Here is a 14,164-nt window from a genome sequence, read left to right as displayed (position 1 = left end):
ATACGGCTTGCACAACAAGGGATTTGTTGCGATAATATTCTTAATGTTTAACATAATTGCGTGGAGGATTTAAATGAGCAAGATTGAAAATGCAGAAAACGTTCGTCTGTTTGCGCTGAACTCCAATCAGCCACTGGCACGGCGATTGTCTGAAAAATTAGGATTGCCGCTGTCGGATGCTACGATTACGCACTTTGCGGATGGCGAAATCTCGATTACCATCAACGAAAGCGTTCGTGGTCGCGAAGTATATGTTTTGCAATCCGTTTCTCAGCCGGTTAACACCAATCTGATGGAGCTTTTGATCATGGTCGATGCCTTGCGGCGGGCTAGTGCGGCAAAAATCAACGTGATCATGCCTTACTATGGCTATGCTCGTCAAGATCGAAAAGCCCGCAGTCGGGAACCGATCACGGCCAAGCTGATTGCCAACCTGTTGGAGATGGATCAAATTGACCGCTTGATTGCGATTGACTTCCATGCACCACAGCTGCAAGGCTTCTTTGATATTCCGGTTGATCACCTGCAGGCTGCACCAATTTTGGCTTCCTACTTTGCGCAAAGTGATCTTGACTTGGAAAATACGGTCATTGTAGCACCAGATCATGCTGGGGTTACGCTGGCACGGCGCTTTGCTGAATTTTTGGGGACGCCGATTGCCATTATTGATAATCGTAATCTTGAACAGCAGCGCGGCACCAAAACTACGGAAACGCCAACCTCAATCATTGGGGACGTTGCCAATAAGACGGCCCTGGTAGTTGACGACATCGTTGATACCGGCGTCCGAGTTGCCAACTCAGCAGAACTGCTCAAGAGCTGTGGTGCCAAAGAGGTCTATGGCGTTGCCACGCATGCAGTCTTATCAAAAGGCGCTGTTGAACGGATTCAAAACTCAGCCGTTAAAAACATGGTGGTTACCGATACGATCGATCTGCCGGCAGAAAAACGGATCGATAAGCTGGTGCGGCTGTCGATTGCTGATCTGTTGGCCGGCGCCGTTGCAAGCATTCATAATCACGAATCGATTCACTATCTCTACAACATGCCGGAAGTTAAACCGGTTGAAGACTAAACTAAAAGGATTCAGCGCTTCAATGCTGAATCCTTTTTAGTTATATTAAGTATTGGGCAGCCTAAGCCGGTTTAGCCTGCGGACTTGGCGTGGCGAAACTTTGTAGAAGTCGTTTTAACTCGATGCGCCGCTGCTGTTTGGAGATAAAGAGTCCCATTTTTTCTTTGTCGAAGCCCGTAATCAACTTATTCTCACTAAAAATAATCGGGTTTTTTAAGATATGCGGACTTTTTTGAATAGCTGCGGTTAATTCGTTGAGCGTCATTTGATCGGGATCAATCTTTAAGGCCTTGGTTTCACGAGAGCGCTGAGATACCAAGTCGTCAGTGCCGTTTAAAGAAATCGTCAGCAGCTGCTGAATCTCGGCTGCGCTCAATGGTTCTTTCTCAATGTTGCGCTGCGTCAACGCGATATCATGCTTGGCAAACCATTGAACGGCTTTGCGCTTGGAAGGATCATTAGTATGAAAATACAGATTAACCATTTGAACGAACCACCTTTTATGTGCTTTAAAAGACATTTTAGCAAGTTTGACAATAATATAAAGACTAATTGACCAATTGTTAAATAAAATTTATCAAATATGACTTTTTTTAGAAAGTCTTAATCTTTTTGAAAAGGCTTAACACGGCATTTAGCAAGCGATTGACTGGTTATCACCAATAAAGCGAACATGGTGACGCCTTCAAATATGCGGTAAAAAATGTTAAATTAAAAGAGTATAAATTTTTTCCGTGGCGTCTTGACGTCAATCGAGTAAAGCTCAAAGAGGTGTTAAATTCATGGTTAAACGGATCAAAGCTCAGCATCAGCGGCATGGCCGGCAATGGCTGTTGGGAACGGTCAGTGCATTGAGCCTGCTGGCAACGGCTCATGCCAAAGCTGATCAGGTTACCGTTAAAGATGGTGATACTGTTTGGGATCTGGCGAATCAATACCAAACCAGCGTTAACGCAATTGAAGATGCCAATCCTCATGTTAAAAAAATCAACAGCAGCGTTGATCTGATCTATGCCGGCCAACAGCTGGAACTGTCAAAAAACAGTACTGTCAGTCAAACTTCAGCTGTTGATAGTGACTCTTACACGGTCAAAAGTGGCGACACGCTGAGTCAGATCAGTGAACGGCTGCATGTATCGCTTGCTGACCTGGTAAGCTGGAATCATCTGAGCAATCCTGATCAGCTGGTGATTGGTCAGCAACTGATTGTCAAAGGAACGGCGGCTGCCAGTCAAACGCCAGCTTCAACCTCAGCAGCTGAAGCATCAAATACTGCTGTCAGCGTACCAGCAACGGCTAATGCCGGTTCCGTCAGTCAAACAGTCGTTCAGACAGCACCGGTTGTCTCAGCTGAATCGACCGCCTCAGATGGTACGGATTCAAACAGTAATGCGGCATCACAGGCAAGTCAAGCCGATGAACCTGCAGCTGCTTTAAGTCAAGCGGCCACTCCTGCAGTAACTTCAGCGCAGGATTTGACCAGCGGCACTGAACAATCATCTACAGCAGCATCATCAGAGATGGTATCTGCGGAATCGTCAGCTGCTAATATGGCTTCGGCAGATACAGTTTCCAGTTTTGATGATCAATCCGCTGCAACGACGGCTGCAAGCTCAACCAGTGAAACGGTACCCGTTGAGCAGACTGCTGCATCCAGCACAACAACGACCGCGGCGGCAATCAGTTCGGCAGATGCAATCAACGAAAGCGCATCGGCTGAACAACCAACACAGTCTACAGTGGCTTCATCAGTTGCAGAATCAACCAATCAGCAAGCAGCTTCTTCGACCAGTCTGGCAGCCGCCGATTCGTCAGCGGCAAGTACTCAGACTGCGACTACTGACTATTCCACTGCGGCTGCTTCAACTAGTTCATCCAGTACGTCAGAACAGGCAGGTGCCAATAGTACGACTGTTGCTGCGGACACTGCTGCTTCAACCAACAGCAGTTCGGATCTGACGACTGGTTCGGTAGTGAGTCTGGCGGTTAAGCTGGCCAACGCCAACATTCCATACGTATGGGGCGGGGCTTCGCTTTCCGGAATGGACTGTTCTGGTTTGGTCGACTATGTTTTCCAAAATGCGGAAGGAATCTCGCTGCCACACTATACGGTATCTTTGGAAAGCTGCGTCAGTCAGCATTCAGTTGCTGAAGCTCAGCCAGGTGATGTCTTATTCTGGGGCAATCATGGGAGTACCTATCATTGTGCCATCTACATCGGCAACAATCAGTACGTAGCTGCACCACAGCCTGGGCAAAACGTTGAGATTGAGACGATCAGTCCTTACTTTATGCCAAGCTTTGCGGGGACGGTAATCCGCTGATCCATAAAATAAAAGAGCAGCCGGCTTGATCTGCGGGCTGCTTTTCTAATTGCATCGATTAAGCAATTGTTTTGAAAGTACAAAATACTAAAAGATTTCTTATTGAAACGTAACAAACTTGTAAAACGAAAAAGGTTAACATTTTTTAAAGAGAGTGTTAAATTATGTTTATCCAATCCGGATCAGCTTTAAATATTTTCATTATTGGAGGTTGTTTAAAGTGAGCAACAAGTTTGAAATTCAACATGATTTAGTTGAAGCCCAAAACAAGCTTAACCGGTTATGTCAGGCAGAATCTAAGGCTAATGCCGCTCAATCCGGTACGCAAACGATAACGATCGAACCTCAATTTGGGGATGAAATGCAGCGTCTGCGCGAGGAATGCAGTCAGCTAAGCATTATTCTTGAGGCGATGGAAGCTTCTGAGGATTAATCGGCTTAAAATAAATATAAAAACAAACGATTATTTCAAATCCGCTTGAGTAATCGTTTTTCGTTTCCAACTATAGAAGCGAGGATGTTAAAAACGTGCGAGCTGCGGCGATAACGCCTGCTGTTCGCACGTTTTTAATTAAACTTTTTTTCTTTTAGTGAAGTGCCCCAAAACGGATATTGACAAGTATCCAGCGTCAGATCCATAAAACGACTGCCCATCTCCTCGCCATCAGTTTGCGCAAATTCTAGTGAGGTCGTAACGTAATGCAGTCTGGATGCACGGAAGCATTTGGCAAAACGAGAATGATTCAGCCTGCCGCGTGCAAACTGCCGCAGACACCAAAACGTAATCAGCCAGTTGCGTCTTTCAACTACTAAAAGCTCTAGAGTTGATGAATGCAAGGATTCGTCAGGAGCAATCTTAAACCCGCCGCCGATGTAGGGGTGGTTGCTGGCAATCAGAATAAAAGTTTTGGGGAAAAGGTGATGATGACCATTTTTTTCTTGCACCATCGTCTCAAAGGGCTCTTGATTGTATAAAACGCCTAAAGCCTGCGACAAATACGATAAGTTGCCCAGATGCCAGCGATTCAGCCGCTTTTTGGCGCTTGATGCGTTAGCCTGACTGACAATGGCGGCATCAAAGCCAACTCCAAGGTTATTTAAAAAGTAGCCTTCTTCCTGCTTGATCGCATCATAATAATGACCAACGTTGATCAGTGTCGGGTGCTGGGCGTCCAATGCCTGTTGCAAGGCGGTCATTGGATCTTGCGACAGACCATAGCCGCGAGCAAAGTCATTGCCGCTGCCAGCTGGAATATAGGCCAGCGGTAATGACGAGTTCGCCTTAATCAGCCCATTGAGTGTTTCGTGCAAGGTTCCATCGCCGCCAACCACCATTACGACATGCGTAGCCGCAGCAGAAGCAAAACGATGAGCAATTCGCTCGGCCAAATCGACGGCATGTCCATGATAGCGGGTTTCAACGACTTGATACACGATATTCAGCTCGTTTAGACGGCTCTGCAGCTGCTGCCAGATTTTTTTAGCACGGCCGCTGCCTGCTAATGGATTAACAATGATTGAATACTCCATGCAACGCTCCTTAAAAATAATAAAAAAGCCGAGACAGACTTGCCGTCCCAGCCATTAAAGACCATTCAGCCTAAAATTCGGTAATCTTGAAGTCTGGATTCTGCTTTTCGTATGCCAAAGACTTTTCATCCAGCAATTCAATGAATTCAATTTGATATTCGGTCTTAGTTTCCACGAGCTGACGTGCCGCTGCTTCAGAGTCAGCTTCCAAGTAAAGCGACTTGGTGTTTTCACGTCGAGGAGTCATGGTTTTATCTGGTTGATAGTAAACTTTAAAAGTCATTTTTTCTCTCCTTAGATATTGGATCTCGATAAATCACCAATTTATTTTATCACAACTAACGAGCAGTGTCGCCATTCTTAATGAACCATGTGGTATTCTTAAGATAAGAATAATAAAACGGAGGAATTTAAAATGCGACTGTTTATCATGATTCTAGTCTCGGCAATTATTGTCATTGCAATCTATCTGCTGATTCACCGGACGATGATCAACCGAGCAACGCTCATGCTGCGCAAACAGGCTCAAGCGGCAACCGATGCGGCGATGGCTTATGCATTGAAGCAAAATCTGCTGCAGCTGCCATCAATGCCGGAATCACAGCTGGTAGCCGATGTTTGGGGGAAAGGCGTGCTGGCATTTGAATATACGCTCAAAGCTAAAAAAGTTACGGAACTAAAAGAAAAAGACGTTGAAATGGCGCTGAATGCCTATGCGAAAGAAAAGCATCTGGATCATCTGCCAACAGCAGCCAAAACATTTGTCGTGACTGATTGGTGGACCTACGAACAAATGCTGCATATTGACGTAGCCTATATCTATAATGAAGCCACGCGCGAATACGTAATGGATCTGCGCAAATTGAATCAGAACAATTGATATCGCTTGTCAGACGTAACTTGGGCAACATAAAAAGCCCAAGCGCACGAAAAGCGGTGTGCTCAGACTTCTTGAATCGGCTAAGCCTAGTCGAATAGAATCGTATCTTTAGGTGCCTCAAAAGGATGTTCCTTATTGATGTGATCATAGAACAAGACCCCATGCAGATGATCGATTTCATGTTGGCAGACGATGGCTGGATAATGCTTGAGCCGGATCTTGTGCGTTTCACCAGTCGTGTCTTGGTATTTCAAGGTAATCCGATCATGACGCGGTACATAGCCGGGAACGTCACGATCAACGGACAGACAGCCTTCGCCTTCAGTTAAAGCGCCATATTGAACCGATTCGCTGATGATTACTGGATTGATAATAACGTCTTTAAAAACCGGCTTGTCATCTGGCTCTTCACCAGGAACCAGGACAGCGGCCATCTGTTTGGATTCGCCGACTTGCGGAGCCGCCAGCCCGACGCCGGCCCGCAGCTTATATTTTTCACACAGTTCAGGATCTTGACTGACCACCAGGTATTCCATCAAGTCCTTGGCCAATTTCTGGTCATCTTCAGAAAGAGGGAACTCGACTTTGGCCGCCCGCTTGCGCAGAACGGGGTCGGGATCACGAACAATGTCTTTCATTAAAAACATACTTGGTTTCGCCTCCATATTAAACATTCAAAGAATAGTCTATCATAAAAACTCGAAAAAAAGCGGACAGAAGCCTGTCAATTTGATAATGAAGGCATATACTAGATGAGATAAGCAGAATACCGTAAAAAGGAAGTGAAGACAGTGCACGATAAAAATTATTCCTATCCACTGGATCCAGGCTGGAGTACAGCTGAGATTGAAACCGTGATTGCAATGTTTCGAGTTGTGGAGGATGCTTACGAAACAGGCATCAATCGTCAGCAGATCATGGACTGTTATCGAGATTTTAAGAACGTGGTACCAGCTAAAAGCGAGGAAAAAAGGCTGGGTAAAGAATTTGCCAAGGTGACGGGTGGCTATCAGCTCTATGATGTCATCAAAGCCGCTCGTGAGCAAAAAGCAGGACAAATCAAGCTAAGCGTAAAATAACATTAGAGGTGTAGGAATGCTCGAACAAATTGATCAGCAGGCGCAGCGGCTGATGTGGGAAGTCCGTCAGCAAACGCTGCAGCTGATGACCAAAAAATTTAACGTTGCTGAAAAAACCAGTGCCAGGGATCTGGTGACGACTGTTGATAAGCAGAATGAAAAAATGATTGATGAACGGCTCAAAACAATTGATCCTGCCTGTCGAATCGTCAGTGAGGAAGGCTTTGGCGATCAGGTTGATGATTTAAAGGGGCATGTTTGGATTGTCGATCCGATTGATGGCACGATGAATTTTGTTATGCAAAAGCGTAATTTTGCGATTATGATGGGACTATACGTTGATGGTCAGCCAACCTTGGGCTATATCATGGATGTTGTCGAGGGAACGCTCTATCATGGCGGCAAAGGCATGGGAGTATTTGCCAACCAGCAGCGGCTGCATACACCCGAAAACAAATCACTGGCTGATAGTCTGATGGTAATGAATGGGTATTTGACCATGAATAACGTTCATGGACTGCAAAAAGCCGCTCGCAAAGCGCGTGGTCTAAGAATGTATGGCAGTGCCGGCATTGAAATGATCTATGTGCTGACCGGATGCTTGGGTGCATACGTTTCGCACCTGCATCCATGGGATTTGGCGGCTGGCCGCGTCTTGGCCGAAGAACTGGGATTAGTTGTGAAACCAATTGACGATGATCATCTCAATGTGTTATCATCTAACCTTGTATTAGTAGCGACAAAGCAAGCCGGTCAAGATCTTTTGACCATCGCTGAATAGCCCAAGACTGTGACAGCGGTCACAGTTTTTTTATGACAAGGCCGCTGCCCCACAAAATTTAGAGTATTGATTAGACGAAAGGAAGATAACTTTTGAAAACACGTGATGATATTCGCAACATTGCGATCATTGCCCACGTCGACCATGGTAAGACTACTCTGGTCAATGAAATGTTGAAGCAGTCTGACACTTTGCCAGAACACTTCGAAATTCAGGATCGGGCCATGGATACCAACGCCATTGAACGTGAACGTGGTATCACCATCCTCTCCAAGAACACGGCCGTTAAGTACGGTAAGTACCAGATCAACATTTTGGATACCCCAGGCCACGCCGACTTCGGTGGTGAAGTTGAACGGGTTATGAAAATGGTTGATGGCGTGCTGCTGGTTGTCGATGCCTTTGAAGGTACGATGCCACAGACGCGGTTCGTGCTGCAAAAAGCTCTGGAACAACACCTGACGCCAATCGTGGTTATCAACAAGGTTGACCGTAAAGGCGCACGTCCAGAAGAAGTCGTTGATGAAGTATTGGATCTGTTCATTGAATTGGGTGCCGATGAAGATCAGCTGGACTTCCCAGTTATCTACACTTCAGCTATGAACGGTACTTCCAGCTACGACTCTGATGTCTCAACGCAGGAACACACGATGAAGCCATTGTTTGACACGATCGTCAAGACGATTCCAGCGCCAATCGACAACTCCGATGAACCACTGCAATTCCAAGTTGCCATTTTGGACTACAACGACTTTGTTGGCCGAATTGGGATTGGTCGGATTTTCCGTGGCAAGATCAAGGTCGGCGACAATGTTTCTGTTATGAAGCTGGATGGCTCCAAGAAGAACTTCCGGGTTACCAAGCTGTTTGGTTTCTTTGGTCTGAAGCGTGAAGAAATTCAAGAAGCCAAGGCGGGTGACTTGATTGCCATTTCTGGGATGGAAGACATCAACGTTGGTGAAACGATTACGGATTCTGAACATCCTGAAGCCTTGAAGCCATTGCGGATCGATCCGCCTACGCTGCAAATGACTTTCCGGACCAATGACTCACCATTTGCTGGTCGGGAAGGTAAGTTCGTTACGTCTCGTCAACTGGAAAACCGTCTGAACGCTGAACTGCACACGGATGTTTCACTGCGGGTTGATCCAACTGACGAACCAGGTGCCTGGACGGTTTCTGGCCGTGGTGAGCTACACCTGTCAATCCTGATTGAAACGATGCGTCGGGAAGGCTACGAGCTGCAGGTTTCTCGTCCACAGGTTATCTACCGTGAAATCGATGGTACGACCTGCGAGCCATTTGAAGAAGTCCAAGTAGACGTTCCTGATGAATACACTGGTGGTATCATTGACTCCCTCGCAAAGCGTAAGGGTGAAATGAAGAACATGGAACCTTCCAAGAACGGTCAAACGCGGATGATCTTTGAAGTTCCTTCCCGTGGTCTGATTGGCTACTCGACTGAATTCATGTCACAGACTCGTGGTTATGGGATCATGAGCCACTCCTTCAAGGAATACCGCCCAGTTATCAAGAACTGGAACCCAGGCCGGACTAAGGGAACGCTGGTATCAATGAATGCTGGCAAGGCTACGACTTACGCAATGATGGGGATCGAATCGCGTGGTACGCTTTTGATCGACCCAGGTACGGAAGTCTACGAAGGTATGATCGTTGGTGAAAACAATCGTGAAAACGACATTACCGTTAACATCACCAAGGGTAAGAACCTGACCAACGTGCGGGCAGCTGGTTCTGATGAAATGGCGCGGATCAAGACGCCAACGCACCTTTCACTGGAAGAATCACTGGAATTCTTGAACGATGATGAATACTGTGAAATCACTCCTGAAAACGTGCGCCTGCGTAAGCAGATTCTGAACACGAATGCTCGTGAAAAGGAAGCCAAGCGTCGTCGGGCAGCTTCACGCAAGTAGTCAGTGCTTGATGCATGTATTAAGATTTGATAAAGACTCATCATTCGGCCTAGTAACCGGATGATGAGTCTTTTTTAAATGTCATCCAGTTTTCAGACGGCTTGTGATTTGCCGCATGTTTACATGAATACTGGTGTATAATGTTACTTGATTTTATCAAAAAGCGAGGAATGGCTAGTTGAAGACGACGTTAAAAAAAATCTATCGAAAATTGCGCAACATTGACTATTGGATTTTAATTCCGTATTTGGTGCTGTGTCTAATCGGCGTAGTCATGGTTTATTCGGCCAGTGCCGCAATCAGAATGCAGACAGGCGGCTCACCAGTCAACTATCTGATCAAGCAGATCGTATTTGTATTGATGGGCTGGGGAGTATTTGGTTTTTTTGCTTCGCTCAATCTAGACAAGCTAAGAACTAAAGGTATTTTAGGATTGTCTTTTGGGATTTTGCTTTTGGCGCTGCTTTTTGTTAAGGTTGCCGGTCGTGCCGTTAATGGTGCCAATGGCTGGATCAATCTGGGGCCGATCAGCATTCAGCCGGCCGAGTTCACCAAGCTTTTTATGATTGTCTATTGGGCCGATCGCTGTACCAAGGTCAATGACGAGCTGCATCGTCCCAGTATGCAGGATTATGTTTCAGGATTGATTTTGACTGCAATTTTGCTGATTTTAATCATTATTCAGCCTGACGTCGGTGGTTTTTCGATCAACTTTGCCATTGCTGCTTTGATAATCATGGCATCGGGCTATAATTCACGTTGGACGATTCTGATTTTTGACGGTCTGCTTTTGATTGGAATGGTTGCCTTACCCAGCTTGGCTAAGGTTGTGGCAACTGGTCATATCAAAAACTATCAGGTCGCGCGCTTCGTGGCATTTGTCAATCCGTTTGGGACTCAGAGTGGTGCCGGCAGTCAGCTGGTTAATTCATACTATGCAATCAGCAATGGTGGGCTAAAAGGCGTTGGTCTGGGCAATGGTATTCAAAAAATGGGCTATCTGCCAGAGCCAAATACCGATTTTATCCTATCAGTTGTCAGCGAGGAGCTTGGCTTTATTGGTGTATTTTTGATCCTGGCACTTTTAGCGGTCATCATCTGCCAGATTATTCGGGTTGGGGTCCGCTCTGACAATATGTATGAGGGACTGCTTTGCTATGGAGTGGGTACTTTTATTGCCGTTGAAGCTGCAATCAACGTCGGTGGGGTTACCGGTCTGCTGCCGATTACGGGGGTAACGTTCCCATTTATCAGTTATGGGGGATCCAGTATGATTGCATTAAGCATTGCGCTTGGTTTGGCGATGAATGTCAGCATTCGGCAAAAGCTGCGGCGTAAAAATCAACGGCGCCTACAGGCAATCAGACAAAGGAGGATCGGGTAATGAGCTTTAAGATTCGTCCCCGGCGCGGCTTGATCGTCTACTTAAACAGCATGAAGACGGTCAAGTCGCTGCGGCGGTATGGTCATGTTCAATATTCATCGCGCCGGATGCATTACGTGGTTTTGTACGTTGATGAAGAAAATATTGCCAATACAATTGAAAAACTGCGGCAGCTGCGTAATGTCAGAAAAGTAATGCAGTCGCACTGGCCGGAAATCGATCCTGAATTGACCGATCTGGAAGTGACGGGACTGTACAAAAAACATGATGAGGATGAAAAAGAATGAGAATTATTTCAGGCGAGTTTCGTGGACGGCGCTTGAATGCCGTACCTGGAATGGCAACGCGACCAACGACTGATAAGGTCAAAGAGTCGCTGTTTAATATTATCGGCCCTTATTTTGAAGGCGGGACCAGTCTAGATCTATATGGCGGCAGCGGTGGGCTGAGTATTGAAGCCGTTTCGCGGGGAATCGATCATGCGACCTTGATTGATCGGCAGTATGCAGCCATCAAAACCATCAAAAAAAATATTGAGGTTACCAAGCACCCTGAGCGTTTCAGTGTTTATAAACAGGATGCCGAAAAAGCCCTGCATTTTTTGAGTCGGCAAACACAGCATTTTGATTTGGTCTTTTTGGATCCGCCATATGCCAAGCAGCATATTATTGATGATCTGGAAAAAATGGTTGACTTGAATCTATTGAACGATCAAGCTTTAATCGTAGCTGAGACCAATCAAGAAGCTCAGCTGCCGACTGAGAATTGGGGCAGCTTTGAGTTTTTGCGACAGCAGACTTATGGTATTACGGTATTGACGATTTATCGTTTTAGAAAGGATGAAGCCTAATGAAGATTGCACTTTTTCCCGGGTCATTTGATCCACTGACTCTGGGCCACTTAGATCTTATTCGTCGCGGCAGCGCGCTGTTTGATCAGCTGGCGGTTGCAGTAATGAGCAATGATTCCAAAAAGCCGCTGTTTACGGTTGAGGAACGCGTTGCCCAGGTTAAAGAAGCAGTAGCCGGACTTTCCAATGTTTCGGTAATCACGGCTGAGGGCTTGACCGTTGATCTGATGAACAAGATTGGCGCCGACTATTTGATGCGTGGACTGCGTAACGTTACTGATTTTCAATACGAACGCGATATTGCAGCGATGAATCAGTTTTTAGACGATCAGGCAGAAACGATTTTCTTTTTAGCTGATCCTAAATATCAGCATCTCTCCAGCAGCCTTTTAAAGGAGACCGCCGCAGCTGGTGGCGATATTTCTGCTTATTTGCCAGGCAATATCAATAAGGCTTTGGAGAAACGGCTGCGGGAACAAAAACTGGAGCAGGTAAAAGAACAAAATGAGCAGACAAGATAAGCAGATTCTCAAGCGGATTGCGGGGGTTCTGGCCGCGGTTTTGTTTGTTGGCTGGTTTTTATTCTGGCCACTGAACTATTATATTGAGACGCCGGGGACCGCCGATAATCTAAAATCATATGTAACGGTTAAGGGGCATCCAGATAAGCACAAGGGAAGCTATATGATTACCTCCGTCTACTTGCAGCAGGCCCGTCCCGCAACCTATATCTGGGCCCATTTTGATCCGCAGGCAACGATTGAGAAGGCTTCTGATGTTACGGGCGGTCAAAGCGGTGCCACTTATAACAAAGTACAAAATTTTTATATGAAGAGTGCCATCAATGAGGCGATTGCCGTTGCCTACAAGGCTGCTCATCAGGAATACACCAAGCAGTATCTAGGGATTTACGTTCTCGAGGTTGAAAAGCAATCCAAATTCAAAAATGATCTAAAGGTTGGCGACACGATCACCGAGGTTGACGGCAGGCATTTTGATACTGCTCAAGGCTATCAAAAATACATTGCCAATCAGAAAGTAGGTCAAGACCTTACGATTACCTACCTGCACAACGGCAAAAAGCATCAGACAACGCACAAGCTGATCAAGATAATGGGCGATCGTGCCGGCATTGGAATTTTACTGACTGACAACGTCAAGATTCATACCAAGATTCCCGTGAAGGTTGATCCAGGACAATTGGGCGGACCATCCGGCGGCTTGATGTTCAGTCTGCAGATCTATCAGCAGGTATCTGGCGAGAATCTACGGCATGGCCGCAAAATCGCTGGGACGGGAACGATTGCCCCAGATGGATCGGTTGGTGAGATTGGCGGCATCGATAAGAAGGTCATTGCCGCTCATAAAGCCGGCGCGACGATTTTCTTCGCTCCTTACGTCAAGCCAACCAAAACAATTCTCAAATATGAAGAAGGCCATCAGACCAACTACCAATTGGCTAAAAAGACGGCCAAAAAGTATGCGCCGGGGATGAAGGTCGTACCGGTCAAGAGCTTCAATAACGCTGTTGAGTATCTGAGAACTCACCAATAAAGAAATAATGTGAAAGTCGGAAATTTTAAGAATTTTCGGCTTTTTTTAATGCAAATAAGTCTTTTTGGCATAAAGCATATTGAGGGGGTGAAAAAATGCAGTGGCAAGAATTTTGGGAGCTGCACCGCAAGACGATTTTGATCGTTTTAGGCGGGGTGGTACTGCTGATCGGTGGCTGGCTGTATTCCAGACCGGCGCCAGCCAATCCAACTTTTGCCACGGCTGTCAGCACCAAGCCGGCAGCCGTTGATAAAAGCAAGGCAGCGACATCGCCTGCCAAAGTTTGTGTTGATGTAAAAGGAGCGGTCAATCGGCCGGGAGTATACACGCTGGGAAAAAATGCCCGCGTTCAAGAAGCGATTGCAGCAGCAGGAGGCGTCCATACCGATGCAGACATGCGCCAGGTCAACTTGGCCAAGCAGCTGCAGGATCAGCAGGTCGTCTATGTTCCAGCTCAAGGCGAACAGCTGCCAGGCGGTTTGACGACAGGGATGGCAGCTGATCAAACTGGGCCGAGTACTTCGACTGGGGGACAGGATACGCCCAAGATCAATCTTAATCAGGCCAGCAAGGAAGAATTATGTCAGATTAACGGAATTGGCGATAAAAAAGCTGATATGATCATCCAGTATCGGCAGCAGCATGGACCATTTAAAAGCATCGATGAGCTGAAAAACGTCGATGGCTTTGGTGATAAGACGGTTGCCAAGCTAAAAGACCAAGTGGCGGTTTAAAATTGACGTTGGTGTTGAGATTGAATCTGGTATACT

General features: G+C 46.3%; 17 protein-coding genes. 13 read left to right on the top strand and 4 right to left on the bottom strand.

The features are described from left to right. The first annotated feature begins 73 nt into the window (after positions 1 to 73). Positions 74 to 1,075 (top strand): ribose-phosphate diphosphokinase, encoded by a 1,002-nt coding sequence (locus FC47_RS06070; protein WP_006499720.1) that lies wholly within the window; start codon positions 74 to 76, stop codon positions 1,073 to 1,075. Between the two features lie 61 nt (positions 1,076 to 1,136). Here FC47_RS06070 and FC47_RS06065 read toward each other — a convergent pair whose 3' ends face one another. Then, entirely contained in the window at positions 1,137 to 1,559 is a 423-nt protein-coding gene (locus FC47_RS06065; protein ID WP_006499721.1) for a transcriptional regulator Spx, read from the bottom strand. Between the two features lie 298 nt (positions 1,560 to 1,857). Here FC47_RS06065 and FC47_RS06060 point away from each other — a divergent pair, with 298 nt between their 5' ends. Continuing rightward, the gene (locus FC47_RS06060) at positions 1,858 to 3,399 is read left to right on the top strand and encodes a C40 family peptidase (RefSeq protein ID WP_006499722.1); all 1,542 of its coding nucleotides are present in this window, start codon (positions 1,858 to 1,860) and stop codon (positions 3,397 to 3,399) included. A gap of 220 nt (positions 3,400 to 3,619) precedes the next feature. Beyond that, positions 3,620 to 3,832, top strand: coding sequence for a hypothetical protein (locus tag FC47_RS06055; RefSeq protein WP_006499723.1), 213 nt, complete (start codon positions 3,620 to 3,622; stop codon positions 3,830 to 3,832). Between the two features lie 134 nt (positions 3,833 to 3,966). Here FC47_RS06055 and FC47_RS06050 read toward each other — a convergent pair whose 3' ends face one another. Beyond that, positions 3,967 to 4,929: a diacylglycerol/lipid kinase family protein gene (locus FC47_RS06050; RefSeq protein ID WP_006499724.1), complete on the bottom strand. Its 963-nt coding sequence runs from the start codon at positions 4,927 to 4,929 to the stop codon at positions 3,967 to 3,969. 70 nt (positions 4,930 to 4,999) lie between these two features. Beyond that, the gene (locus FC47_RS06045) at positions 5,000 to 5,212 is read right to left on the bottom strand and encodes a DNA-directed RNA polymerase subunit epsilon (RefSeq protein ID WP_006499725.1); all 213 of its coding nucleotides are present in this window, start codon (positions 5,210 to 5,212) and stop codon (positions 5,000 to 5,002) included. A gap of 132 nt (positions 5,213 to 5,344) precedes the next feature. Here FC47_RS06045 and FC47_RS06040 point away from each other — a divergent pair, with 132 nt between their 5' ends. Continuing rightward, positions 5,345 to 5,809, top strand: coding sequence for a hypothetical protein (locus tag FC47_RS06040; RefSeq protein ID WP_006499726.1), 465 nt, complete (start codon positions 5,345 to 5,347; stop codon positions 5,807 to 5,809). A gap of 86 nt (positions 5,810 to 5,895) precedes the next feature. Here FC47_RS06040 and def read toward each other — a convergent pair whose 3' ends face one another. Next, positions 5,896 to 6,456, bottom strand: a complete 561-nt coding sequence (def, locus tag FC47_RS06035) for a peptide deformylase (RefSeq protein WP_006499727.1) — start codon at positions 6,454 to 6,456, stop codon at positions 5,896 to 5,898. 144 nt (positions 6,457 to 6,600) lie between these two features. On the opposite strand from def, the gene FC47_RS06030 reads away from it, so the two are divergent. From FC47_RS06030 to FC47_RS05990, 9 genes are all read left to right on the top strand, one after another. Further along, positions 6,601 to 6,888: a UPF0223 family protein gene (locus FC47_RS06030; RefSeq protein WP_006499728.1), complete on the top strand. Its 288-nt coding sequence runs from the start codon at positions 6,601 to 6,603 to the stop codon at positions 6,886 to 6,888. A 16-nt stretch (positions 6,889 to 6,904) separates the two neighbouring features. Next, positions 6,905 to 7,669, top strand: coding sequence for an inositol monophosphatase family protein (locus FC47_RS06025; protein ID WP_048344657.1), 765 nt, complete (start codon positions 6,905 to 6,907; stop codon positions 7,667 to 7,669). Positions 7,670 to 7,761: 92 nt separating this feature from the next. After that, the gene (gene typA, locus FC47_RS06020) at positions 7,762 to 9,606 is read left to right on the top strand and encodes a translational GTPase TypA (protein ID WP_006499730.1); all 1,845 of its coding nucleotides are present in this window, start codon (positions 7,762 to 7,764) and stop codon (positions 9,604 to 9,606) included. 178 nt (positions 9,607 to 9,784) lie between these two features. Then, entirely contained in the window at positions 9,785 to 10,990 is a 1,206-nt protein-coding gene (locus FC47_RS06015; protein ID WP_006499731.1) for an FtsW/RodA/SpoVE family cell cycle protein, read from the top strand. Beyond that, a complete protein-coding gene (locus FC47_RS06010; RefSeq protein WP_006499732.1) occupies positions 10,990 to 11,277 on the top strand; it encodes a YlbG family protein in 288 nt (95 codons plus the stop codon). Before FC47_RS06015 ends, FC47_RS06010 begins: the two co-directional genes overlap by 1 nt. Further along, on the top strand, positions 11,274 to 11,840 hold the full coding sequence (gene rsmD, locus FC47_RS06005) for a 16S rRNA (guanine(966)-N(2))-methyltransferase RsmD (protein ID WP_039945619.1): 567 nt from the start codon (positions 11,274 to 11,276) through the stop codon (positions 11,838 to 11,840). The genes FC47_RS06010 and rsmD overlap by 4 nt, the downstream gene beginning before the upstream one ends. Continuing rightward, positions 11,840 to 12,361, top strand: coding sequence for a pantetheine-phosphate adenylyltransferase (gene coaD / locus FC47_RS06000; protein WP_006499734.1), 522 nt, complete (start codon positions 11,840 to 11,842; stop codon positions 12,359 to 12,361). The genes rsmD and coaD overlap by 1 nt, the downstream gene beginning before the upstream one ends. Next, the gene (locus FC47_RS05995; RefSeq protein ID WP_006499735.1) at positions 12,345 to 13,394 is read left to right on the top strand and encodes a SepM family pheromone-processing serine protease; all 1,050 of its coding nucleotides are present in this window, start codon (positions 12,345 to 12,347) and stop codon (positions 13,392 to 13,394) included. Before coaD ends, FC47_RS05995 begins: the two co-directional genes overlap by 17 nt. A 95-nt stretch (positions 13,395 to 13,489) precedes the next feature. Continuing rightward, entirely contained in the window at positions 13,490 to 14,128 is a 639-nt protein-coding gene (locus FC47_RS05990; RefSeq protein ID WP_056968403.1) for a helix-hairpin-helix domain-containing protein, read from the top strand. Positions 14,129 to 14,164 lie beyond the last annotated feature (36 nt).

The sequence above is a fragment of the Limosilactobacillus mucosae DSM 13345 genome (assembly GCF_001436025.1).
Classification (GTDB): domain Bacteria; phylum Bacillota; class Bacilli; order Lactobacillales; family Lactobacillaceae; genus Limosilactobacillus; species Limosilactobacillus mucosae.
This window is presented reverse-complemented; position numbering and strand designations above follow the sequence as displayed.